This window comes from Photobacterium swingsii (genome assembly GCF_024346715.1).
Classification (GTDB): Bacteria; Pseudomonadota; Gammaproteobacteria; order Enterobacterales; family Vibrionaceae; genus Photobacterium; species Photobacterium swingsii.
Map to the genome: position 1 here is coordinate 3,137,594 of NZ_AP024852.1, position 25,128 is coordinate 3,162,721.

General features: G+C 44.7%; 23 protein-coding genes. 4 read left to right on the top strand and 19 right to left on the bottom strand.

Annotated features, from left to right (window positions below):
• Nucleotides 1-42 precede the first annotated feature (42 nt).
• The 4 genes from OCU77_RS14210 to nhaA form a co-directional block, all read right to left on the bottom strand.
• The gene (locus OCU77_RS14210; protein WP_048897996.1) at nt 43-336 is read right to left on the bottom strand and encodes an ArsR/SmtB family transcription factor; all 294 of its coding nucleotides are present in this window, start codon (nt 334-336) and stop codon (nt 43-45) included.
• A 91-nt stretch (nt 337-427) separates the two neighbouring features.
• The gene (gene nhaR / locus OCU77_RS14215; RefSeq protein ID WP_048897995.1) at nt 428-1,315 is read right to left on the bottom strand and encodes a transcriptional activator NhaR; all 888 of its coding nucleotides are present in this window, start codon (nt 1,313-1,315) and stop codon (nt 428-430) included.
• Between the two features lie 128 nt (nt 1,316-1,443).
• Nucleotides 1,444-1,707 (bottom strand): hypothetical protein, encoded by a 264-nt coding sequence (locus OCU77_RS14220; RefSeq protein WP_048897994.1) that lies wholly within the window; start codon nt 1,705-1,707, stop codon nt 1,444-1,446.
• A 1-nt stretch (nt 1,708) separates the two neighbouring features.
• On the bottom strand, nt 1,709-2,866 hold the full coding sequence (gene nhaA / locus OCU77_RS14225) for a Na+/H+ antiporter NhaA (RefSeq protein ID WP_107302794.1): 1,158 nt from the start codon (nt 2,864-2,866) through the stop codon (nt 1,709-1,711).
• Nucleotides 2,867-3,353: 487 nt separating this feature from the next.
• Between nhaA and OCU77_RS14230 the strand changes: the two genes are divergently transcribed.
• Nucleotides 3,354-4,496: a Na/Pi symporter gene (locus tag OCU77_RS14230; protein WP_107302795.1), complete on the top strand. Its 1,143-nt coding sequence runs from the start codon at nt 3,354-3,356 to the stop codon at nt 4,494-4,496.
• 171 nt (nt 4,497-4,667) lie between these two features.
• Here OCU77_RS14230 and OCU77_RS14235 read toward each other — a convergent pair whose 3' ends face one another.
• The 5 genes from OCU77_RS14235 to rppH form a co-directional block, all read right to left on the bottom strand.
• Complete coding sequence (locus OCU77_RS14235; RefSeq protein ID WP_048897993.1) at nt 4,668-5,519, bottom strand: thymidylate synthase; 852 nt, start codon at nt 5,517-5,519, stop codon at nt 4,668-4,670.
• Nucleotides 5,520-5,703: 184 nt separating this feature from the next.
• Nucleotides 5,704-6,510: a prolipoprotein diacylglyceryl transferase gene (lgt, locus tag OCU77_RS14240; RefSeq protein ID WP_048897992.1), complete on the bottom strand. Its 807-nt coding sequence runs from the start codon at nt 6,508-6,510 to the stop codon at nt 5,704-5,706.
• A gap of 31 nt (nt 6,511-6,541) precedes the next feature.
• Nucleotides 6,542-7,345 carry a sulfite exporter TauE/SafE family protein gene (locus tag OCU77_RS14245; RefSeq protein WP_048897991.1) on the bottom strand — a complete coding sequence of 268 codons (804 nt, stop codon included), beginning with the start codon at nt 7,343-7,345 and terminating at the stop codon, nt 6,542-6,544.
• A 9-nt stretch (nt 7,346-7,354) separates the two neighbouring features.
• Nucleotides 7,355-9,610: a phosphoenolpyruvate--protein phosphotransferase gene (gene ptsP / locus OCU77_RS14250; protein WP_107302796.1), complete on the bottom strand. Its 2,256-nt coding sequence runs from the start codon at nt 9,608-9,610 to the stop codon at nt 7,355-7,357.
• Nucleotides 9,611-9,651: 41 nt separating this feature from the next.
• Nucleotides 9,652-10,173, bottom strand: coding sequence for an RNA pyrophosphohydrolase (gene rppH, locus OCU77_RS14255; RefSeq protein ID WP_048897990.1), 522 nt, complete (start codon nt 10,171-10,173; stop codon nt 9,652-9,654).
• Between the two features lie 745 nt (nt 10,174-10,918).
• Between rppH and mutH the strand changes: the two genes are divergently transcribed.
• Entirely contained in the window at nt 10,919-11,602 is a 684-nt protein-coding gene (gene mutH, locus OCU77_RS14260; protein WP_048897989.1) for a DNA mismatch repair endonuclease MutH, read from the top strand.
• A 31-nt stretch (nt 11,603-11,633) separates the two neighbouring features.
• On the opposite strand, the gene OCU77_RS14265 is transcribed toward mutH, so the two are convergent.
• On the bottom strand, nt 11,634-11,936 hold the full coding sequence (locus tag OCU77_RS14265) for a DUF6482 family protein (protein ID WP_048897988.1): 303 nt from the start codon (nt 11,934-11,936) through the stop codon (nt 11,634-11,636).
• A gap of 234 nt (nt 11,937-12,170) precedes the next feature.
• Between OCU77_RS14265 and OCU77_RS14270 the strand changes: the two genes are divergently transcribed.
• On the top strand, nt 12,171-13,205 hold the full coding sequence (locus tag OCU77_RS14270; RefSeq protein WP_107302797.1) for an NADP(H)-dependent aldo-keto reductase: 1,035 nt from the start codon (nt 12,171-12,173) through the stop codon (nt 13,203-13,205).
• Between the two features lie 92 nt (nt 13,206-13,297).
• Here the strand turns inward: OCU77_RS14270 and OCU77_RS14275 are convergent, their stop codons facing one another.
• Nucleotides 13,298-13,543: a hypothetical protein gene (locus OCU77_RS14275; RefSeq protein WP_048897987.1), complete on the bottom strand. Its 246-nt coding sequence runs from the start codon at nt 13,541-13,543 to the stop codon at nt 13,298-13,300.
• Between the two features lie 406 nt (nt 13,544-13,949).
• Complete coding sequence (locus OCU77_RS14280) at nt 13,950-14,831, bottom strand: LysR family transcriptional regulator (RefSeq protein ID WP_048898210.1); 882 nt, start codon at nt 14,829-14,831, stop codon at nt 13,950-13,952.
• A 132-nt stretch (nt 14,832-14,963) separates the two neighbouring features.
• Here OCU77_RS14280 and OCU77_RS14285 point away from each other — a divergent pair, with 132 nt between their 5' ends.
• Nucleotides 14,964-15,425, top strand: a complete 462-nt coding sequence (locus OCU77_RS14285) for a PACE efflux transporter (protein ID WP_048897986.1) — start codon at nt 14,964-14,966, stop codon at nt 15,423-15,425.
• A gap of 72 nt (nt 15,426-15,497) precedes the next feature.
• Here the strand turns inward: OCU77_RS14285 and OCU77_RS14290 are convergent, their stop codons facing one another.
• The 7 genes from OCU77_RS14290 to dsbC form a co-directional block, all read right to left on the bottom strand.
• On the bottom strand, nt 15,498-16,841 hold the full coding sequence (locus OCU77_RS14290; protein ID WP_107302798.1) for a VpsR-related response regulator: 1,344 nt from the start codon (nt 16,839-16,841) through the stop codon (nt 15,498-15,500).
• Between the two features lie 232 nt (nt 16,842-17,073).
• On the bottom strand, nt 17,074-18,348 hold the full coding sequence (locus OCU77_RS14295; RefSeq protein ID WP_048897985.1) for a dicarboxylate/amino acid:cation symporter: 1,275 nt from the start codon (nt 18,346-18,348) through the stop codon (nt 17,074-17,076).
• A gap of 478 nt (nt 18,349-18,826) precedes the next feature.
• Nucleotides 18,827-19,252, bottom strand: coding sequence for a hypothetical protein (locus OCU77_RS14300; RefSeq protein WP_048897984.1), 426 nt, complete (start codon nt 19,250-19,252; stop codon nt 18,827-18,829).
• Nucleotides 19,253-19,500: 248 nt separating this feature from the next.
• Nucleotides 19,501-21,006, bottom strand: a complete 1,506-nt coding sequence (gene lysS, locus OCU77_RS14305; RefSeq protein WP_048897983.1) for a lysine--tRNA ligase — start codon at nt 21,004-21,006, stop codon at nt 19,501-19,503.
• A gap of 32 nt (nt 21,007-21,038) precedes the next feature.
• Nucleotides 21,039-22,137, bottom strand: a protein-coding gene (gene prfB, locus OCU77_RS14310; RefSeq protein WP_107302799.1) for a peptide chain release factor 2 whose coding sequence is annotated in 2 segments (ribosomal slippage) — nt 21,039-22,061 and nt 22,063-22,137 — 1,098 coding nt in all. Because the reading frame shifts where the segments join, the coding sequence is not laid out codon by codon here.
• 295 nt (nt 22,138-22,432) lie between these two features.
• Nucleotides 22,433-24,157: a single-stranded-DNA-specific exonuclease RecJ gene (recJ, locus tag OCU77_RS14315; protein ID WP_107302800.1), complete on the bottom strand. Its 1,725-nt coding sequence runs from the start codon at nt 24,155-24,157 to the stop codon at nt 22,433-22,435.
• Nucleotides 24,158-24,319: 162 nt separating this feature from the next.
• Nucleotides 24,320-25,048, bottom strand: a complete 729-nt coding sequence (dsbC, locus tag OCU77_RS14320) for a bifunctional protein-disulfide isomerase/oxidoreductase DsbC (protein WP_048897982.1) — start codon at nt 25,046-25,048, stop codon at nt 24,320-24,322.
• Nucleotides 25,049-25,128 lie beyond the last annotated feature (80 nt).

The window sequence follows — 25,128 nt, forward strand, 5'->3', positions numbered from 1 at the left end:
ACCGGCACTAAGCCGGTTTTTTTGTGTCTGTAATTCATGTTTTCAATGACAGTACATATTGTGCAGCAATTGAATCATCGCACGGACTTCCTCACTCTTTAAGCGGTAATACACCGTTTGTGACTCTTTCCGCGTATCAACCAAGCCATCACGCCTTAGCCACGCTAAGTGTTGAGATAATGCAGATTGGCTCAACTGAAGCTTTTCGCACATCGTCCCGACGGACATTTCCCCTTCTAGCAAATAGCATAGAATAAATAAACGTCTTTCGTTTGCCATGGCTTTGAGTAATACGACTGCCTGCCCAGCATTCTGCTCCATTCGTTGCAGATCCATATTCTCACCACTAATTTAAGTTAACGCTAATATACTTAAATACTAAGTGACTTAACGGCAAAAATCCATGAAAAAATAGCGCTAATTAGCGCTATTTAAACAACTTTCCAAAGTTTGCTTCACATATTTTTTTCACCGCAGGGTGCATGATCATCCGCTCAGCAAAAATAACGTAATACTCTTCTTTAATTTCTTTTACTCGCTTCACTTCGCGAATGTTGTTTGACTCTTCGATCTCTTCGGCATAGATAGATGGCGCGACAAACATAGACTGATGGTAAGCGCCAAACGCTTTCATCAGCGCGGCATCATCAAACTCACCCAAGATATTAGGCGTTATCCCTTGTTGATCAAACCACTGATGCAGCTTGCGTCCCATCGCTGTACGACGGCCAGGGATCAAGAGCTTAAAGTCTTCAATGCAGGCAGGAAAGTGAAGCGTGCGCTCAGGCTTAGAGCAGAAAAAACTCATGCTCGATTCGCCCAATTTCTTACTATAAAGCCCTGGACTTTGGGTTGAATCTACCGGGCAATCGGACAAGATCATATCCAACTTATGCAGCGATAGCTGCTCAAGTAGCATTTCATGGGTAGATTCATAGCAACGCAGATGAATACGCTCATCTTCTGGAATGCCTTCCAATAGCACCTTACTGACAAGTCGCTTCGACAGTGCATCAGCAACACCAACTTCCAGCAATTGATTCTCACGCTGGGTATAGTTGACGATATCCAGCATCTCGTAGCTAAGATCAAACATCTTATCGGCGTACTTAAAAACCAGCTGCCCCAGCTCCGTTGGCTCAATATTGCGTCCAACACGCTTGGTCAGCTTCCCTTTCATTCGTTCTTCTAACGCACGAATTTGCCCTGTTACCGTTTGGGGCGCGAGAAAGAGTGCATCAGCCGCCTTAGTGACAGACCCTTGCTTGCAGACCATCCAGAAGTAATACAGGTGGTTATAATTAAGATGAGACATCCGTTATTTCATTGCCATAATAAAAAACCCCAGACATGCAGCTTACGCGGCACATCTAGGGTCTTCAACTTTATCTACTATTTTTCAGGCAATGAAAGCAGTTTTCAACAAATCTGTGTTTTAACTACTCAGTTCGTTGCTTGGACAGCCTTTTTTTCATCCTGAAGGGTTTTACGATAACGCTCTCCTACTCGCTGCTCCAGTGCACGTGAACGGAACGAATCATCCTGTTCCGTCAACACTGTTGTAGTCGCTGCCTTACCGTGGCTAACACCAGCTAAATAAGCCTGACAAAGTTCCGTTTCATCGCTAGAGGTACAGTTTGTATAATCAGGAACAGCCATCGCTGTTGATGATGCCAGTACCATTGCAGTGAGAAGATAACGTTTCATATTACGCCTCCGATTTAGGTAGCACGCGGTCTAGCATCATGTAGCCCACAATGGCTGCTACCGTTGACCCAACTAAAATACCTAAACGAGAGTAGGTGTTGAAGTCTGCTGGCGCGCCAGCAAAGGCCAATGAAGAAATAAAAATCGACATGGTGAAACCGATACCACACAGCACTGACACCGCAAAGATATGCTTGAAGTTAATGCCATCAGGTAGCGTCGCAACACCGCCTTTTACTGCTAAGTAACTTGCCGTAAAGATACCTAGCGGTTTACCAATGAATAGGCCCAGTGCAATACCAACCGGTAACATGCCTGTCATGCCATCCACAGATACACCGTCCAATGAGATACCTGCGTTTGCAAAGGCAAAGATAGGTAAAATCAAGAAAGCGACGTATGGGTGAAGCACATGCTCAAGATGCTTCAGTGGTGAATGCTTGTCTGAGCGACCATCTTTACCACTTAGTGGGATCGCAAAGCCTAATACCACACCAGCAAGTGTTGCGTGTACACCAGACTTAAGTACGCTGAACCACAAGATCGCACCCACAATTAAGTAAAGGGATATCTTAGTCACGTTCTTCGCATTCATGATAAATAGCGCCGCAGTTGAAGCAAATGCAACCGCCAATGCCCACGTTGATAAGTCGCTGCTGTAGAACAAGGCAATAATGACGATAACACCAAGGTCATCAATAATTGCCAGCGCAAGCAGGAAGACTTTTAGGCTCACAGGGACACGTTTGCCCAGTAACGCCATAATACCCAAAGCAAATGCAATATCCGTTGCAGCAGGGATCGCCCAGCCTGTAATGGCAACAGGATCAGAGTAGTTAAACAGTACATAGACTAGCGCTGGCGCAATCATACCGCCGACAGCTGCTAATGCAGGGAAAATCGCTTTTTCTTTCGTATTAAGCGCACCTTCAATAAGTTCGCGCTTTACTTCCAATCCGATAAGCATGAAGAAGATAGCCATCAAGCCATCATTGATCCAATGCTCTACAGATAGGCCAGCTACATAGGAATGAAGCGTACCAGAGTAAACTGATTGTAGTGGTGAGTTCGCAATAATCATTGCGATAGCTGCTGCGATGATAAGGATAATACCGCCAGCAGACTCTAATTTTAAAAATTTACGAATCGCATCGGTCATTGACCGTCACTCCTTTGCACAAAAACAATTTTCACAACATAGATTGTGTTTCATTAGTGTAGTCGGCAAAGCCGCTACCTGAACAATCGTTTGTTTAGAGCTAATACATCGTAAATTCCGAATAATTAGACCTATAACCAAGTAATATCCGCAGAATAAATTTTCATGCAATTTGTGAGTGTCATATTTCTTCGCTAGAAATGAAATATTTGCGATTTTTTATCACCAACCTGAATAATTTTCACAGAATAATAAACCAAATCGTAACACCACTAAACAAGCATAAAAAACTTACATAATCATAACCTTACAAGACAAAGCTAAAACTTGCCATTAAAAGTCAAATACACCTACCGCTCACAAAGTAAGCACAAAAATGCCTTGTAATTAAAAGTGTCATATTTCTGAAATATTAGCCCTCTACCATCGCCGCAGAATTCAACAAAATGACACCCAAACGACATCCTATTGTCATGGAGAAATGATTATGAATACCCAAGCCACTACTGCTGCGCCACAAAACAGCTCTATGCGTTGGGTCCGCTGGGCTAACCTAGCGTTCATGCTGTACATTCTGCTCGTTGCTGTATCTATGGTCAGCAGCGGCTTTAAATGGTCTGTTGGTGAACAAGCAAAAACCTTATTTGAATTTGCGTCTCACCCAATTGCAGGCCTAATGATTGGTCTAACCGCGACTGCGCTGATCCAATCATCAAGCACAGTGACATCAATCATTGTTGGTCTAGTAGCAGGTGGTTTACCTGTAGAAACTGCTATTCCAATGGTTATGGGTGCCAACATTGGTACAACACTAACCAACACCTTGGTAAGCCTAGGGCATGCTCGCTGTAAAGAAGAGTTCCGTCGCGCGTTCGCAAGTGCAACCGTTCACGACTTCTTTAACTTGCTAGCCGTTGCTATTTTCTTACCACTAGAAATGATGTTCGGTTTACTTGATAAGATTTCAACTTGGTTAGTGACCCCATTCATGGGTGCTGGCGACATGAGCATGAAGGGCCTGAACTTCATGAAGCCATTAACACAACCAGCTGTTAACCTTGTAAAGGGCCCGCTAGAAGCATTGGGTACTATGGGTGGCGTGGCACTTATCTTTATTGGTATTGCACTTATCTTCATCGCAATTACCGCTATGGGTAAGCTGATGCGTAGCCTTATGGTTGGCCGTGCAAAAGATATCCTTAAGAGTGCAATTGGTCGTGGTCCACTGCACGGTATCGCTTCAGGTACTGTCGTGACTATCCTTGTTCAGTCGTCTTCTACGACAACAAGTTTGATGGTACCACTTGTAGGTACAGGTGTACTGAAAGTACGTGACGTTTACCCGTTCACACTTGGTGCAAACATTGGTACTTGTATCACGGCATTGCTTGCAGCAACGGCTATCTCTGGTGATAACGCAGTATTTGCACTGCAGATTGCATTGGTACACTTAGCCTTCAACATTCTGGCGACTGTATTTATCTTTGGTATCCCGTTCCTACGTGAATTACCGCTTAAAGGTGCATTCTACCTAGGTGACTTAGCAACCAAGAGCAAGGCTGCCGTATTCGGTTACATCAGCTTAGTCTTCGGTGTGCTACCACTAACAATCCTAGGCCTAACTGCTTAAGTTTGATTACTGCTGTATACCGATAACAAAAAGCCCCGTGAGATTGAGTCTCACGGGGCTTTTTTAATGCTTGTCACTTAGCGCTATAACGAATCCACGAAAAGAATATTCATTCTTGTGAGCACTAAAGTGACTCCACAAAACAGCAAATAACGAAACTGTGCGACGGTTTTATACAGAAAATGGATATTTAATCGCTTCGTGGTGCTCATATCCCACCACTTCAAAGTCATCCATTGTCACCCAAGTTTCTAAATCTTCTAATGATTTGATTTTAGGGTTAATGATTAATTGTGGTGATGCAAAGGGTTCACGCTTCAGCTGCACATCACGCATTAGCTCAAGTTGATCTTCGTAAATATGTGCATTCACAATTTTGTGATATGCCTTACCCGCTTTCAAGCCCGTGATCTGTGCCATCAAGGCAAGCAAGGTAAAGACTTGAATTTGATTGAAGTTAAGGCCAAGCGGCACATCACACGAACGCTGGTAGCTGGTTAGATAAAGCGTATCGCCAAGTAACGAGAAAGTATGGGTGTGCATGCAAGGACGAAGACAACCTAAGTCGAATTCACCTAGGTTATAGAACGTCATGATTTCGCCACGGTCATCGATCCCCTTAGACAGGTTATCAACAATTTTACGCAGCTGATCGATCGTTGTCCCATCTGGTTTTTGCCAACTACGGCCTTGAACACCGTACACGCGACCCATGTCATCATGGCCTTTACGGTGTGGGTTATTCAGCCACGCTTGATTTTCATTGGCGTTCATATCCCACGTTTTAGTCCCAAGCGCACGAAAGTCTGCCGCATTATCATAACCACGTAAGTAGCCGAGCAATTCTGCGATCGCTGATTTCCAAAAGCTCTTACGGGTAGTAATCAAAGGAAATTCATTATTGGCAACATCGAACGTTAAGTCAGCATTCACAACGGTTAAACAACGTTTGTTAGTGCGTTCGTTTTCAATCCAAACACCTTCGTCAACAATACGCTGACAGAGATCTAAATACTGCTTCATCGTTCTACTCGCTTGTCATTAATACCGAAAGCATGCACAAGGCCTTTCAGCTACTCAAAAAAATTGTGGTCGATCCTACCAGAAATCGCGCTTCTTTTTTGGTGAAATGTCATCTTCCCTCGAAAACCAAGCATAAAAAAAGCAGCTCTAATGAGCTGCTCTTTTATTCTATTCAAAAGGGTGATTATGCCGTTTTGCCTTTAGGTTGTGTTTTATAAGCCCATAGCATCATTAACAAACCACCTATCACCATAGGTAGCGACAAAATTTGTCCCATGCTGATCCAGCCACCAAACAAGCCAAGCTGCGCATCAGGTTCACGGAAGTACTCCACAATGAAACGGAAGCTGCCGTAACCAAACAAGAACAAGCCAGATACCGCACCCGCTGGACGTGGTTTACGAATAAACAGGTTCAAGATAATTAACAGTACTAATCCTTCAAGGAAGAACTCATAGAGCTGTGAAGGGTGGCGTGGCAGTGGCCCCCCCGTTGGGAACACGATAGCCCAAGGAACATCACTGACTCGTCCCCATAGTTCACCGTTAATGAAATTACCTAAACGACCAACGCCTAAACCAAATGGCACAAGTGGCGCAACAAAATCAGCAACACCAAAGAAAGTGCGACCATTTTTGTGGGCATACCAGAACATTGCTGTGATCACACCCAGTAAACCACCATGGAAGGACATACCGCCCGTCCAAACTTGGAAAAGATAAAGTGGATTATCAAGGAACAAACCAAAGTTATAGAACAGCACGTAGCCAATACGGCCACCCAGTACCACACCCAAGAAACCAGCAAACAATAAGTCACTAACTTGCTCACGCGTCCAGCCACTATTCGGCTTATCAGCACGACGGTTAGCTAACCACATCGCAAAGACAAAACCGAGTAAGTACATCAATCCGTACCAGCGGATAGCTAGCGGACCGATTTCAATTAATATCGGATCGATATTAGGGAATGTAAAAAATCCTTGGCTCATTCAAGTTATCTCATTGTGTTTTTCATTGGGATTAGCCAATGAACATTTTGAAGCTGATAAAAAGTAAAAATACAGCGAATATTTTCTTTAACGTCGGTGTCGGCATTTTACTGACTAATGCCGCACCATAGCGGGTAGTAAGGACTGACGTCGATACAATCCCCACCAGCGCAGGCAAATAAACATAGCCGACGCTCATCGCAGGTAATGCCTCATCACCAACGCCAGCCGCAATAAACCCTAGCATACCTGCCACGGCAATAATGGCCCCAGCTAATGAAGCACTACCAATAGCACGGCGCATTTCCAAACCATGCCAGTTTAAGTAAGGCACAGTCAGTGACCCACCGCCTATTCCCGCTAAACTAGATATCACACCAATGACACCACCACTACACACACATTTAGTCGTGCTCGGCAGTGTACGTTCCTGCGTAGATAAACGAATAGATGCCAACATTTGCACTGCTAAGAACAACACTATCGCGGCAAATATTTTAGGTAACAGCGCTGCAGGGACTAATTCTGCAATAACACTGCCCCCTAACCCACCAAGCACAATACCTGGCGCCAGCATTTTCACCGCTTTTACATCAACGTTACCTAACCGTAAGTGATTTCGCGCAGAGGAGCCCGATGTTAACACGATACTGGCTAATGACGTTGCCAATGCAATGTGCATGACCATCTCATTGGGAATACCCGCCTGTGGCAATAACCACACTAAGGCTGGTACGACTAATAAGCCACCACCTATGCCTAATAACCCAGCTAACAAGCCGACAACGCTACCTAACACCAAGCACATGGCAAAAAGCCACAATGTGGATTCCATTTATTTACCCTACTTACCAGCACGAATAAAGCCGCCGAGGCCTTTGCCTTCGACGAAACGAGTTGTTGTGGTTCTTACCTCTGTCGCCAATGACGACTGTAGCGCCTGTTGCGCTAAGGTCGACATATCCTCTGACGAAATCTGGCGAAGGATATATTTTATCTTGGCAACGTTACGGGTATTCATACTTAAAGAGCGATACCCCATCCCCACCAATAAAAGTGCGCCAACAGGGTCGCCCGCTAATTCACCACACACACTAACAGGAATACCAAGTTGCTGACTAGACGCTAAAATATGCTTCAAAGCATGTAAAACCGCAGGGTGTAATGCATCATAGACATTGGCAACCCGTGCATTGTTCCGATCAACGGCTAATAAATATTGAGTTAGGTCATTACTCCCCACCGAAATAAAGTCCACTTTGCCTTTTAAGGCTGGCAGCTGATACAAAATAGAAGGGACTTCAATCATGATCCCTAACCGAGGGCGTCTTAGTGATTTACCTTGTAATTGTGCATGCTTGCTGACTTCTTCAAAGGCACGTTCAATCAAGATCATCGCTTCATCAAGCTCAGCGACCCCTGAAATCATGGGCAATAAGATATCCATATTATCCAAGCCGATACTGGCTTTTAGCATGGCGCGGACTTGGATTAAAAAGATTTCCGGGTGATCCAAGGTAAAGCGAATGCCCCGCCAGCCAAGGAAAGGGTTGTCTTCTTCGATAGATAGATAAGGCAGTGGTTTATCACCACCAATATCGAGCGTTCGCATCACCACAGGTTTATTCGGATACGAGGCCAAAATAGTGCGATATTGTGCTGTTTGTTCTTCTTCCGATGGGAAGCTACGTTGTAATAAAAACGGCACTTCGGTGCGGTACAAGCCAACACCATCGACACCACGGTTAACCGCAATACTGGTATCTGCACTTAAACCCGCGTTAAGGTGAACATACACACGCTGGTTATCTTTGGTGACTGCACATTTAGCTAATGCCGTTTCAACCGTTTTATCTAATTCATTCTCTTCACGTAATAAACGTCGGTATTCTTTTAAAACATGACGATTTGGGTTAACTAAGAAATCACCACGGTAACCATCCACAACCACTTGGCAGTTATGGATTTTTTCAGGGATAAAATCGACCCCCATGATCGCAGGGATACCCAGCGCCCGCGATAAGATCGCCGCGTGAGAGTTCGCCGCACCTTCTTGGGCAACGACCCCAGCCAATTTATCACGAGGAATAGTTGCCAGCATGGCCGCGGTTAATTCACGCGTTAACAATACTCGCGGTTCGTCCCACTGGTATTCGATCACATCTTCATTTTGCAAAAAGAACAACAAGCGCTGGCCAAGTTCTCGAATATCGTGCGCGCGCTCTTTGAGGTACGCATCTTTCATGTTGGCAAAACGGGTGGAGTAGGCCTCTACCACTTGGCGGATAGCCCACTCAGCCTGATCGCCCGATGCCACTTTAGCGAACAAATCTTTACGCAACATAGGATCGTTAAGCAGGTGGCTAAACAGATCAAAAATCGCTAATGTTTCTTTGTGTAATTCACTATCAAAGCGCTTTCGCAACCGGCGAAACTCATTGCTCGCCAAATCAATCGCAATCGTTAAGCGCTCTTGTTCATTCTCTAAATTCAGTGAAGAGGCAGGCAGGACATGCTCTAACCGTGGTTGGTTATCATCCCACCACGCCTTGGCAACCGCGACCCCTTGCGATGATGCCGAACCAATAAGGTGCAAGCCGTCATGTTGATCAGGCCACATTCCCTGCGCTTTGGCATGGGCAAGGATCACCGCAAGCTGCGCTGCAAGCGTCACCATGAAAGACTCTTCGCTTTCGTCAAACTCACGACGATCTTTTTGCTGAATAACCAACACACCTAAGACATTACGCTGGTGTGTGATAGGCGTGCCAAAGAAAGAACCAAAGTGTTCTTCGCCTGTACCAGGCAGGTGTTTAAACTGAGGATGTGATCGCGCATCGGCGATATTGATAGGCTCGGCTCGGCGGCCAACTAATCCAACTAAGCCTTCGTCAAAACCCAAACCAACATGGTGGCGGGTTTTGACTAGGCCTTGCGTTGCCATCAAGGTGTATTCCTGACGTTTAAAGTCAGCGATATACACCGAGCAGCAGTCGGTATCCATTGCCTCGCATGTGCTGATCACTAACTGATCGAGCGCATCGATCAGGGTTTCAGCACTGGCAACTTTTTCTACAATTTCTCTGAGCTGTGTCAGCATAAGCTGTTTTGCGCCTTACTTTAGAGTGGGCATCAGCAAGCTTAACGGCGACCCTTGTGACGCTTCACTCTACGCTCTTTACGTTCCTTAAAAGGCATCGCCATCGCAGCAAACTCTTTCAATGCACGTCGATAAACATCGCGCTTAAAAGACACCACCTGACGCACCGGATACCAATAACTGACCCATCGCCAACCATCAAACTCCGGCGTGCTCCCACGCTGCATATTCACCTTTGACTCATCGCATTCTAGGCTAAGCAAAAACCACTTTTGCTTTTGCCCGATACAAACGGGTTTCGAGTCCCACCTAACTAGACGCTTGGGTAATTTATAGCGCAGCCAATGGCGGCTGGAGGCTATGATCCTTACATCCTTTTTGGTAAGCCCTACTTCCTCATACAATTCTCGGTACATGGCTTGCTCAGGGGTTTCCCCTTCATCAATACCACCTTGTGGAAACTGCCAAGAATGTTGTCCATATCGTCGAGCCCAGAATACCTGGCCGTGGCTATTACAGATAACTATCCCGACATTAGGACGGTATCCATCGCCATCAATCACTAGACGACCTCAATTATAAATCTCTATTACACCCGATTTTTTCATAGATCGCGGCAAAGGTTAACAAACATTCTAATTATTAACTGTTTTTTCCTACCTAGCACTCAGTTTCTGGATAACTCAATCACAAGGAATACTTTATAAACAGCCAAGTGAGACATAAGCCACATTTATTCACTTTTTCTGTGGATAGATTTGTGAAGAAGCGGTTTTATCGTGAATAAAGTGACTTATCAACAACACTTAACCAAGTTTAAAAAAGCACCAAAACAAATATAAAAACAATTAAAAACAATGAACTACACAAACAAAACAATCGAACCTCATATGCTTTTAATGACTAAAACATCAGCAAAAGCGGATCGGTTAAAGATCAACCAACCATTGAATTATCCACACTCTCGGAGCTAAGCCACTGCTAACTAGGCCACCAAGCTGCTCAAAAACCACACTAACCCCTGTGTATACATCCAGAGTTTGGTGCTGTGTTTTTTTTAACCAAAACTCCTGTGGATATCTTTATTTAAAGATCCTTACTCTTGTTCTAGACTCTCGTATACCACAATACAAGATGCCACTTGATAAGATGACAGATAGCTTGATTCTTTATTAAAAACAGGTTACTAAAATACAGCCATCAAGGTGGTGTAAAGATCCTCCCCTTTTACCATCAGCTCAATGCCTGCTTATGGTAAAATACCAGCGTTGCTTTACCTTCACTCGTTAAAACCTAAAGTGCCTTTGTATGACGTGTATTTCTTCTCCTTTACCGCCACAAACAGAACAAGAACTGCTTACACGAGCGCAAGCTCTAGCAGGACTCACACTCGGAGAGCTCGCCGAACAAGCCGGTATTATTCCCCCTCAAGATCTTCGCCGTGACAAAGGTTGGGTGGGTCAATTGCTTGAATGGCACTTAGGGGCAAGTGCGGGGAGCAAGCCAGTACCTGATTTCATTGAATTAGGTATCGAGCTTAAAACCATTCCAATTGGCTACCATGGCCGGCCTTTGGAAACGACTTTTGTTTGTGTGGCTCCGCTGATCGGCTTGCACGGCCTTAATTGGCACAATAGTCATATTCGTCATAAATTAGCCAAAGTATTGTGGGTTCCAGTCGAAGGTGAGCGTGATATTCCACTGACAGATCGTCACGTTGGTTCACCGCTATTATGGCAACCGTCACCAGAAGAAGAAGATCAACTTCGCCAAGATTGGGAAGAATTAATGGACATGATTGTATTGGGGCAGGTCGAACAAATCACAGCTAAACATGGTGAAGTGCTGCAGTTGCGCCCGAAGGCAGCCAACAATAAAGCATTAACTGAAGCCTATGGCGCGAATGGCCAGCCAATCAAAACACTCCCTCGGGGCTTTTATCTCAAAACACACTTTACTGCCGCGATTTTGGCTAAACACTTTATTGTTTAAACGAGTGTAAGAGCACCATCCTACTATCCCATCATAAAATGATCGTCATATCTTCCTTGCAGTTTGATAGCTGATTATCCGCCGAAAATTCATCGTAAGGATCGATTATGCGTAAGATAACACTATCGATCCCCAAAGGTTTTAATAGCTCACCCACTTGCTCCATATTCCGAAACGTGAGCATGCTATCGGTATCATCTTTAAGCGGCACCAACTGATGCTTAAATTCAATCTCCATCAAGTAATCAGCCATACCCGCATGACTTGTTACTACACATTTAGGCTGGGGCTTTTCTGGCGAGTTGAGCCAATGTTTAAACTGTGTAAGTTGCATTGAATCGCTTCCTTTCAGCTAAGCATAGATATAACTATGTGTCACATTCCCTTACTCAGCAAGTAAATGGCTGTCGACATCTGCATAAACTCTCGTTAAGTTAATAACATATACCCAGCCAACACATGCTATTTTGCTTGCACGCTAGGGGGAATATACCTCTTTGCCTGTTGGGCAGCCGCAGGGACAGTGCATGCAGCAGACTTGTTGGTACTTGCAGTCCAAGGAGGGCTAATGAAATATCACCGCATTCCCCATTCCTCACTCGACGTCAGTAAAATATGTCTTGGCACCATGACCTTTGGTGAGCAAAACACAGAAGCAGAAGCACACAGCCAACTTGATTTCGCCTTTGAGCGGGGCATCAATTTCATCGATACTGCCGAAATGTATCCCGTTCCGCCCAATAAAACGAGCCAAGGATTAACGGAAACCTATATTGGTAATTGGTTGGAAAAAACAGGGCTACGCAGCAAAGTCGTGCTGGCAACCAAAATTGCGGGCCCACGTAACCTTCCCTATATTCGCGATAATATGGCTCTGGATCATCGCAACATTCATGATGCCGTTGATGCCAGCCTGATGCGCTTAAAAACCGATTACATCGACTTATATCAATTACACTGGCCACAACGCGAAACCAACTGTTTTGGTCAACTGAACTACGAGTATAAAGAAGACAACTCTGGCGTTACCATTCTCGACACGCTTGAAGCCCTTGCTGAACTGCAACGTGCAGGTAAAATTCGTTATATTGGCCTTTCTAATGAAACACCATGGGGAGTGATGTCTTTCCTTAAATTAGCCGAAAAACACAATCTTCCCCGCGTTGTCTCTATCCAAAATCCTTATAATTTACTCAACCGTAGCTTCGAAGTCGGGCTCTCTGAAATCAGTCACCAAGAAGGCGTCGAGCTCTTAGCCTACTCACCATTGGCATTTGGTACCCTCAGTGGTAAATACCTCAATGATGCAAAACCTGCTGGTGCACGCTGCACCTTGTTTGAACGTTTTTCACGTTACTTTAATCCTCAAGGTGTGGCTGCGACTCAAGCCTATGTCGACATTGCACATAAACATGGGCTCGATCCCGCACAAATGGCATTAGCATTTGTAAATCAACGTCCCTTTGTGGCTTCAAACATTATAGGGGCGACCAACCTTGACCAATTAGATGCCAATATCAAGAGCCTAGATCTTTGCTTAACTGAAGATGTGTTACAGGATTTAGCCCAAGTCGGGGTGCAATATTCTAACCCTTGCCCATAACGAATCATCCCCGCATTGGCGGGGATGATTATCTGTTATTAGTGTTTTATTCTGCCCTGTCACCTTGATACGTAATAGCGACAGGGCGGCTATTACGTGAGCTGTCTAGATCGAAACTCCCGACGAAGGTGACGCGTTTTGCGTTGAGCAAGAGACGCTCCAAACTCAACGTCTAAACGACGGTCTTTACCAATCCCAATATCTTGCAACAAGTGCTCAGATAGTTGTGGGAAGTCAACTTCGATACGACGATTTACACGTCGCCATGCTTGTTGTTCACGGTGAAGATCAGCACGGACTAAAAGTACAGCTAGGCGTAAATAAACTGATTGGCGCATAATTTAACTCTCCATAATTAATATTGGAGGGTCACAGATGCTGACGAGATCAAACTTTTACTGCAAGTAACCGCGACAGTATCCGCGGCCCAGAGTCACAGCGGAGGCTGTTATTGTGTTGAAGTTTTTGAGGTATCACTACAAGGCGCGATACACGTATGCATAGGGAAAATCATCATTGTCGCCTCCTAGTGAATGAGTGGGATAAGTGTTAAGGATGTGTAAATTTTAACCATTACAAATAATTAAACAAGCACAAATATTCAGCAAAATGAATAAAGCAATATTATGCTATCGCACCTTACCATCGACATGCTTTATACCAATAAACCGTTAAATACGCCTAAAAAATCAGCATAATCAAATTAATCGCTCTATCTTATTGCCGTTAGCTATATCGACAAGATTACCGGAGCTGGATTTCTTTTAATAAAGCTAACAAAGCCTTAGATGCAGGTCCCATTGCTCGTTGATTGGAATATGCTACATCTACCGATTGACGCCAGCCATCAACATCCATCTTAGTCACCAATTCAGTGAGTAAGCCTGACTGGATCAAATCACCAACGATATTGCGAGGTAACACTGTCCAACCTATGCCACTACTCACAAGTAGCATGGCAGAGAGCGCGCTATCAGTAACCCACATCGAATCAGACAGTTGCCAGCGGTGTGCGAGTTTTCGATAACGGCCACTCAATAAAATCTGGCGATGTGACTTAAGGTGGTGCCAATCTACTGCTTTTTCTTTAGCCAAAGCATGTTGAGGGGAGACTAAATGACACATTTCAAGTTGACCAATACCATAAAAATCAAAGCCTTCAACCAGGCCTTCAAGTTGAATCATCAAAGCAAGTTGAGCTCGACCTGTCCTTAGCAACTCTAAGATATCCCCTTCCGCAGCATTCAAAATTTCTAACTCAACCATAGGGTATTGCGCTTCAAAGGCTTGAAGCTGATCGGCCAATGCTTGCGTCATGGTCATGGATTCAACCGCCAGCGTAATTTTAGTTTCAACCCCAGCTTGAAACTCTTCTGCGCTTGCCAGAAAGCTGCCGCACTGCTCCAAAATATGGCGTGCTTTGATCAGCAATGCTTCACCATGTACGGTCAATACAGGCGAACGCCGGCTGCGATCGAACAAAGTTAGATTAAGATCTGTTTCTAAGTTCGCAATGGCGGCACTCACAACCGACTGCGCTTTGCCTAACCGCCTCGCCCCCGCTGAAAATGATCCGGCTTCAGCTGAAGCGACAAAAGCTTCTAATTGTTCCAATGAAAACTGCATGACATAACCACCCAAATCTATCGCTTTTAACGATACTAACTAACTTTTATGTACCGTGAAAGCCGTTATTATTATTCCATCAAAGCGAAATAACGCCGCAATCCAAGATATAAAAGAGAGTGAGAACAGACTATGCGTACTACCTTAGACAGAATTCGCCATACCATTGGCTTTGAAGTGATCGCCTTACTCCTTATTACTTTCGTGGTGAGCCACCTCGTTGGCTTAGATCCAACACGTATGGGCGCAATGGGGCTAGGATTTTCAATCATAGCGACAGGCTGGAATTACGCCTATAACCTTATGTTTGATAAAGCGATGCTTAAGCGTTTTGGTACCGTAGTGAAAACAACCAAAATCCGCATTATTCACGCGATGATTTTTGAGCTGTGCTTACTGGTCATCACGCTACCAATTATGGCGTGGTGGTTGAACATGAGTTTAGTGGATGCACTAATACTTGATTTAGGCATGGTCGTCTTCTTCCTATTTTATGCTTATGGCTATAACTTAGCGTACGATAAGTTATTCCCCATTCATCAATCAGCAGTCACTGAAACATCCTCTGATGCACAGCAATGCACCAACTGCTAAGCGGATGCAGTCTAGAAAAACGAAAAAAGCGCATAATGCGCTTTTTTATTACCTACCAAACCAGCCTTACGGTTATGTCGTACTCTGACGGAAGCTTTTTGGTGACGTGATCAAATCGTGTTTATTCAATAAACGGTACATGGTCGCTCGAGAAACACCTAATTCACGTGCCGCAGCTGATATTTGCCCTTTATTATTTTCCAATACTGCTAATAATGCACTGCGCTCTGATTCTTCCCGAATCTTTTTTAAGCTTTGCTTATCATCCACCAAACGGGGGATATCAAGCTGATCAGCATCAAGGGTTGATTGTTCCGCCAACAAAACCGCACGTTTCACTTGGGTCAGCAACTCTCTCACATTACCAGGCCACAAATACGTTTGTAGCATCCGGATGGCTTCATCAGAAAACTGACGGGCAACACTGTTGTACTGACGAGCAAACTTAAGCAAAAAGAAATTGGCTAAATCAACGATATCTTGCTGCCGCTCTCGTAATGCAGGCACAACTAAATTCAACACATTGAGTCGATAATACAAATCTTTACGCAACTTTCCTTCCGCTAACAACTCTTCAGGATCGTGTCTGGTTGCAAGTATCAATCGGATATCACCACCAACAAGACGGCCACATTGTGTCGTGAATTCACCGTCTTCAATATATTGAAGTAGCTCTCGTTGGCGGGCATCACTTAAGTCAGCTATCTCATCCAGATAAAGTACGCCATCTTTAGCTGCTTCAAGGATGCATCCCATGCCTGCCGTTTCGCTGTCTCGCTGTTGAAGCCATGATGATGTCAATTGCTGACAAGCAACCCGAATAAATCCCGCGCGCGCCCTTTTGGATGCTTGAAATATAGCCTGCGCTGCAAGCTCCTTGCCTGTCCCCACTTCGCCTTGGATAAACACGGGCACATCGGTTGCAGCAACACGGCGTACCTGATGACGCAACTTCTTCATGCTATCGCTATCACCCTGAAGCCCTAAGTGACCAAATTGACCCAGTTGAGGCCAAATTTTTCGCTCTAATTGCAACATCCCAATCTGGTGACCGATCGTTTTTTGAAACTGAGAAATCGGTAAAGGTGCAGTAAAGTAATCAATACAAAAGTTAACAATGAACTGGCAAATCGCATCCGATTTTAGTTGATCGTCACGAACCAATGCTAACCAGCGCACCTGTTTATTACGGTTAACCAACGCCGCAATACCCTGTAAACTGAAGTCGTCATGACTCAGATCTATCACACCAATACACGGGCCAACATCAATCAGCAAGCCTTCGGCTGCACGTAAGTCATAACAGCGATGACACATCCAGCCAGCCTGTTCTAATGTGGTCAGCCAATCTGCTTTCCCGCCACCAAAGACCACTAATGCACCAGGGTCTGAACTCATGAATAATGCGCTCCCCATCTTTTTCGCCTTATATCTGAACTACTTATTACCCGACATTCAATGTGCTGAGAGCACAATTTTGCCAATTATCGGACAAGATGTGGTTGATGATATATGGCACAATTAAATAAATGCAACATGTTTACTATAGTTAAGATTGCACTTGATGCAATTTCATAAAAAAGAGAGAGATTATACGCAAAAAGCGCCCAATGGGCGCTTTTATATTCAGAATGGCGTTATTACAATTTTAGCTAGCGGTTACTGTTTCACCACCTTCATCCGCTTGCTCTACACCTATTTCATTTTCACTTTTCGCAACGATTGTATTTACTGCAGTATCACCGACAACGTTAGAGCTCGTACAGAACATATCGTTAATGCGGTCAACAGCAGCAATAATTGCAAGACCTTCTGGCGGTAAACCTAGTTGGTGAAGTAACACACCCACCATCACTACACCACCACCTGGTACACCACCAGCGCCAATTGATAGTAGAAGAATTGTTAAACCAAGCGTGAACAAATCAGCCGAGTTGATAGGTTGACCAAATGCGTTCGCAACAAAGATAGTCGCTAGCGCAATATAGATAGATACACCAGACATATTCATGGTTGCACCCAGTGGAACACCAAACCCAGCAACTGACTTCGACACACCAATCTTGTCAGTTAAGGTACGCATAGTGACAGGAATTGTCGCATTCGAGCTGGCTGTGGATAGCGAGAACAAAATTTGCTCACGAATATGACGTAGGAATGTTGATGGCTTGATGCCCGTTGTTAGACCGACCATCATTGGGTAGAAGAAGAAAATCCAGAACACTAGCATCGCAACCACAAGGCCAACATAACCAGCGACTGACATCAAGGTGTTAGCATCCAGTGTCGCACCTAGTTGAATCATCAGCGCAAATACACCGTATGGTGCAAGACTCATCACTAGACCAATCAGCTTCATCATGATCTCATTGGCCATTTTGAAGGTTTTGATTGCAGGGCCACCACGAGAGTCAAGCGCTTGAATAGCAAGACCAGTCAAGATTGCCATAAAGATAATTTGAAGCATATCGCCGCTAGCAAATGCCTGTACCGGGTTGCTCGGGACAATATTAACTATCAATGAGAAGATATCCGGCGTTTCTGTTGTGGTCAGCTCTACCGCTTCAGATACTGTACCAGCTAAGTTAGCATCAGCACCGGGTTGGAAGATCATGCCCACCGTTAAGGCCGCTGTGATCGCTATGATGGTATTAATAATGTAAAGACCAAAGGTTTTACCACCAAGACGACCAAATGCCGTAATGTCTTTTAACTCGACAATGCCGCATACGATAGATACATATACCAGTGGCACTACAAGCAGTTTAATCAGTGAAACAAACATACCGCCAGCGCCTTCCGCTAAGCCCAGTACATAAGTGTCCATCAAGGTTACGCCGTTAAATAGGTACTGAATTGCCGTACCAATAATCAAGCCAGCAAATAGGCCTGTGAATATCTTTCCTGATAGCGATTTGTTCATCGTCCATCTCCAGTTGGTTGTGCTTGTTAATACTTTGTGTACTACCCAATCTCACTGTTCCTCGTGAGTTCAGCGACATTTTACATAGATGGACTTAACTGGAAAGTGTTGATTTTACATTTTTGATACATTTAACCACCAATTTTAAACACTTTATAACCGGCTTTTCTGTAGCACAAAAAACTAAAGTCACGTTAAAACGGTAACTTATCAATAAACACTTGTATGAATTTTGCAGAGGATTACGAGGGATAAATGACAGCAATTAAATACTTAATAATGTGAATGAAATCACACCATGTATCCACTATAGGAATAAGAAGAAACATTCATTGCTTAAAAGAAACACAATTTACAAAATCAACAACAGCACAAAGTACCAAACTTGCACACATCAAACAGAAACAAAAATGCCAGCCAATATTTTATGACAGGCTGGCATGGCATAGCAGATTATACTTAACGCAATAAGCTGTCGTTATTGTGTATACCCGAGTGTTTGACAGGTCGCGCTTGTAAGCACCTGAGTGACAAAGCCGCCACTGCCCGCATACCAATAGCGCAAGCCCATGCCTGCCGCTAATGGAGCTTCAAACTGCTCACAAGCATGAGGGAACAACTCTTTTTCGACTGTACGACGATCAAAATTCCATGACCAACGGGCATTTTGTAATTGGATCACCACAGTCAACAGTGCATTTTCTGGCGTGTATTGATAAGTCATATTACCGCCATGGAATCCAGTTGACGGCTCATCGTTAAACGTCATTAGCTCCGCATTATAATCAGCAGGCACGCTACCGATAAAATCAGTCGCTGGTGGTGTCAGTTTAGTCGTAGCACACCCAGATAAGGTTACAGCAACAGTCGCCACGGCAAGCAAGGAAAGGGGTTTAATTGTCATAATAAATCCATTTTATTTTTAATAATGCGCTTTATAACAAGCTGTCAGAGCCTACTTGTCGACATATCAACGGGTAAGTTGAGTTCAAATGACGCATAGTGATAAACGCAAACAGCGAGCAATTTATTGCTTCGCTATCATACTGTATTTATAGTGTTTTTACTGCAATCTCTGCACGTCAATTTTCTTTCATGCATAAAAAAACCACTCGCATGGCGAGTGGTTTTTTTTACATCAAGCGAACTCGATTAGTTTGCTTGAGGGCGCATTGCAGGGAACAAAATTACGTCACGGATTGTGTGCGTATTTGTAAATAACATTGCTAAGCGATCGATACCGATACCTTGGCCAGCCGCTGGCGGTAAGCCGTGTTCTAGCGCAGTAATGTAGTCTGCATCATAGAACATTGCTTCGTCATCACCTGCGTCTTTTGCATCAACCTGCGCTTTAAAGCGTTGGTCTTGGTCTTCAGCATCGTTAAGCTCAGAGAAGCCATTTGCTACTTCACGACCACCGATGAAGAACTCAAAGCGGTCAGTGAAGAATGGGTTGTCATCGCTACGACGTGCCAGTGGAGAGATATCCGCTGGGTAACCAGTAATGAAGGTTGGTTGAATTAGCTGTGGCTCAGCGGTTTCACCGAAGATTTCTTCAAGTAGCTGACCACATGTCCAGAAGCTTTCTACTTCAACGTGAACAGATTTCGCAATCTTAACCATAAGGTCACGATCTTGAACGCCTTCTTCTGTTAGCGCTTGAATTTCAGCGTGCTCAGGGTTGTAGTGCTTGATCGCTTCTAGCATCGTCATACGTGCGTATTTGCCACCAAACTCAACCATTTCGTCACCGTAAGGCATTGCAGACGCACCAAGTACTTCTTGAGCTACTGAAGACAACATTTCTTCAGTTAGATCCATCAGATCTTTGTAGTCAGCGTACGCCATGTAGAATTCCATCATAGTGAATTCTGGGTTGTGACGTGGCGATAGACCTTCGTTACGGAAGTTACGGTTGATTTCGAATACACGCTCAAAACCACCAACCACTAGACGCTTCAAGTAAAGCTCAGGTGCAACACGTAGGTACATGTCGATGTCTAGTGCGTTGTGATGCGTGATGAAAGGACGTGCAGTCGCACCACCTGGGATCACGTGCATCATTGGGGTTTCAACTTCCATGAACTGCTTAGAGACCATGAAGTTACGGATAGCCGTTACCAGCTTAGAACGGATAATAAACGCAGTACGCGAGTCGTCGTTTACAATCAGATCAACGTAACGTTGACGGTAACGCATCTCTTGGTCTGTTAGACCGTGGAACTTCTCTGGAAGTGGACGAAGTGCTTTAGTTAGCAATTCGTATTCTTCCATGTTCACGTAAAGATCGCCTTTACCTGATTTGTGAAGCGCACCTTTAACACCGATGATGTCACCGATATCAAGACCAGAAAGTTTTTCTTTCAGCTCTTTTTGTACGTCTTTTGCTGCGTATGCTTGGATACGACCAGACACATCTTGAATCGCTAGGAATGGACCACGTTTAGCCATAATACGGCCTGCAATCGCAACAACGTTGTTCGCTTCTTCTAGCTCTTCTTTGCTTAGCTCACCGTATTTAGCCTGTAGATCAGCCGCTAGGCTATCACGACGGAAATCATTCGGGTGACCGTTTGCTTTACAGTTTTGGCGAATCATATCTAGCTTCGCACGACGTTCAGCAATCAGCTTATTTTCATCTTGTAATTGATCAGTCATGGGGGGAACCCTTAATTATTAACCAAATATGGTTAGAGACCTGATTTCAGGCTGGCTTCAATAAAACGGTCTAAATCGCCGTCCAGTACAGCTTGGGTATTACGATTTTCTACCCCTGTACGTAAGTCTTTAATGCGAGAGTCATCCAGTACGTATGAACGGATCTGGCTACCCCAACCAATGTCAGACTTAGAGTCTTCATTGGCTTGTTTCTCAGCATTTTGTTTATGCATTTCAAGCTCAAACAGTTTTGCTTTCAACTGTTTCATCGCCTGATCTTTGTTCTTGTGCTGAGAACGGTCATTCTGACACTGCACCACAGTATTGGTCGGCAAGTGCGTAATACGTACCGCTGACTCGGTGGTGTTAACGTGCTGACCACCCGCACCCGATGCACGGTATACGTCGATACGTAGATCAGATGGGTTAATATCGATAGCGATATTGTCATCCACTTCTGGATAAATAAATGCAGAAGCAAACGAGGTATGACGACGGCCGCCTGAATCGAATGGCGATTTACGCACTAAACGGTGAACACCGGTCTCAGTACGTAACCAGCCGTAAGCGTACTCACCACTGATGCGTACCGTTGCCGATTTTAGGCCTGCAACGTCACCATCAGAGACTTCAATCACTTCGGTTTTGAAACCTTTGGCATCAGCCCAGCGTAAGTACATACGCAGCATCATCGATGTCCAATCTTGCGCTTCTGTACCACCAGAACCCGCTTGTAAATCGATGTAACAATCAGATGCATCATGATCGCCAGAGAACATGCGACGGAACTCTAGTTTTTCTAGCTTAGCTTCAAGCTCAGCTAACTCAGGTTCAATCTCGTCAAATGTTTCTTGGTCTTCTTCTTCAATCGCTAACTCAAGTAGACCTTCAACGTCTTCTACGCCTTGATCTAATTGGTCGATTGTATCTACGACTGCTTCTAGCGCAGAGCGCTCTTTACCTAAAGCTTGAGCACGTTCTGGCTCGTTCCATACATCAGGTTGCTCTAGTTCAGCATTGACCTCTTCTAGACGCTCTTTTTTAGCATCGTAGTCAAAGGTACCCCCTAAGAATGTCAGTACGCGCTGATACATCCTCAAGTCGGTTTTTAATTGGATTAATCTCGAACATTGCCACTCTTCATAGCCGAAATGGACATAACCGAAAGATTCTATCGAATTGTAGATAGAATATACAGAGCTGGAACAAGGTTATGTGTGATTTTATTTTCTGAAACCGCTCACAAATTGCGAGGCTAAGATGGCTTGATATCTAGCCAGAAGCCTGATTCCCGACAAGATATTCAAACAAAGATCACTGATTATTCAGCCTTATTGACCTTTAAAAGCAAAAGGCGAAACTTTATGCAGTTTCGCCTTTTAATTTAAATGACAATCTTATTGATTAAAACACAGCAGCCAGTGCCTTACTTGGCATCAAGGTGTTCGACCATCAGTTGTACGCTGGTGTTACCACGGAACTCATTGATGTCCAATCGGTACACAAGCTCAATAATTTGTACCGAGGCATCAGGCCAACGACGTAAATCGACATTAAAGGCGATGGCATCAATCACAGCACCACCGCTAAGTGGCTCAACCATCATTTTTAAATGCTTACTGCCCACCAGCTTTTGGTGCAATAAACGAAACTGCCCATCAAAACTCGGCTCAGGAAATTGCTGTCCCCACGGGCCGCCACTACGTAATATTTCTGCCGTAGGTAAGTTCAACTCCCCCGCGCTTAATTCACCATCTGTGAGTAATACGCCTTTAAGGGCATCTTCATCCAATTCAGCACGCACCGCTTCATCAAAGGCGAGGCTAAACGCTTCAAGCTTATCTTCTGGAATAGTCAGCCCTGCCGCCATCGCATGCCCACCAAATTTTGTAATCATGCCGGGGTTTTTAGTATCAATTAGATCTAAGACATCACGCATGTGTAAACCCACAATCGATCGGCACGACCCTTTAATTTCACCATTGCCCGCATCAGCAAAAGCAATCACTGGGCGATGGTATAGCTCTTTAATGCGCGAGGCTAAAATACCAATCACCCCTTGGTGCCAATCACGCTGAAACAAGACTAAGCCATAAGGCATATCATTTTTATTAAATTTAAGGCGTTCGCAGATAGCCAGAGCTTCATCTTTCATGCCCTGCTCGATTTCTTTCCGAGTTTGGTTTAACCCATCAAGTTCAGAGGCCATTCGTCGCGCAGCCTGTATGTTGTCACATAGTAGCAACTCGACCCCGAAAGACATGTCATCCAAGCGGCCTGCCGCATTGATACGTGGGCCTAAAGCAAAGCCTAAATCGCTGGTCACTATCCGTGAAGGATCACGATTTGCCACTTCAATCAAAGCTTGAATACCCGGACGACATTTACCAGCGCGAATACGTTGTAGACCTTGATGCACAAGAATTCGGTTATTACCATCCAGCGCCACCACATCAGCGACTGTGCCTAACGCCACTAAATCGAGTAACTCAGCCAAATTAGGCTCAGCAATACCTTGCTCAGCAAACCAAGTGGTTTTACGTAGCTCTGCCCGTACCGCTAGCATCAGGTAAAAAGCTACACCCACACCACATAACGCCTTTGATGGGAAGTCACACTCATGCAAGTTCGGGTTCACGATAGCATCGGCTTGCGGCAACTCATGCCCTGGCAAGTGGTGATCTGTCACCAAGACATCAATACCTTTAGCTTTCGCCGCCGCCACACCAGCAATGGATGACACGCCGTTATCGACCGTCATGATCAATTCAGCCCCTTTAGCGTGCGCTTGCTCAACCACTTCAGGGCTCAAGCCATAGCCATCATCAAAACGGTTAGGCACTAAATAATCGACATTGGTACAACCCAGCATACGCAGTGCCAACACCGATAGTGCAGAGCTTGTCGCACCGTCGGCATCAAAGTCCCCCACAATAATAATGCGAGTCTTCTTTTTCAGGGCTTTCACTAATAAATCAACCGCTGGTGCTATTCCATGTAATTGGTTATAGCTAAGTAAGCCTTTAGCACCACGTTCAAGCTCCGCTTCGCTTTGGATACCACGGCTGGCATAAATTCGTTGCAATATGGAGGGGGTTGCTGGAGAGAAGCCTGAGGTATCAGCATCAGGGCGGCGTTTAACTTCAATCATAGTGACGGCTATCGATTCTTATTGAGGGCTGAAATTTTATTCTACCGCACTCTTTCTATCGATCTACAACAAATCACGCTATCACTGTCAGATCTCAAATAACAAAAAACCCGTACAGCGCTATGCTCTACGGGTTTCTATAATCTTAACGCCTGATAATAGTTAGCTTTTCGCTTTGCTATCTAGCATTTTACGCAGCATAGGTGCGGGTTGGTAGCCAGGGATCAAAGTGCCATCCGCAAGCACCAAAGCTGGTGTGCCAGACACGCCCATCGCTTGACCTAATTCAAATTGCTTCATCACAATATCGTTACGTGGCTTCACACCATCCATATTGAAAGTGCCATTCTTAGCATCATTCATTGCTTGCGCAGGATCTTTTGCCCCCCAAATAGCCCCCATTTCATCGAGGTTACGTGAACGTTCACCACCACGAGGGAAGGCAAGGTAGCGAATAGTAATGCCCGCATCATTATAGGCAGGGATCTCACTGTGCAATTTACGGCAGTAACCACAGCTGGTATCAGTAAAGACAGTAACTACATACTTCTCATCTTTAGCTGGATAAACGATCATTTCGTCTTCCATACCCTGCAGCTTATCTTTATTGATTTTCGCCATTTTTTGCTCGGTAAGGTTCACCGGCTGAGCACCTGTATTTTGGTATAAGTGGCCTGCAATGAAATATTCGCCATTGTCAGACACGTACACAATGCCACGCTCTGTTAGCGCTTCATTCATTCCTGGTACAGGTGAAGGAGAAATCGATGTAGGTGCAAGACCTAGCGCACTCAACTTCGATTCAATAGCGGCATTATCAGGTTTTGCCGAAACTGAAAACGCAGTCAAAGCGACAGCAGTGGCAAGCAGAGTACGACCAAAAAAGTGCATTCGATTCTTTCCTTTTACGTCTAAAAAGCGGAATGTCCGCAGAAAATAGTGATGCGATCACTACCCACTACAAGAACAGA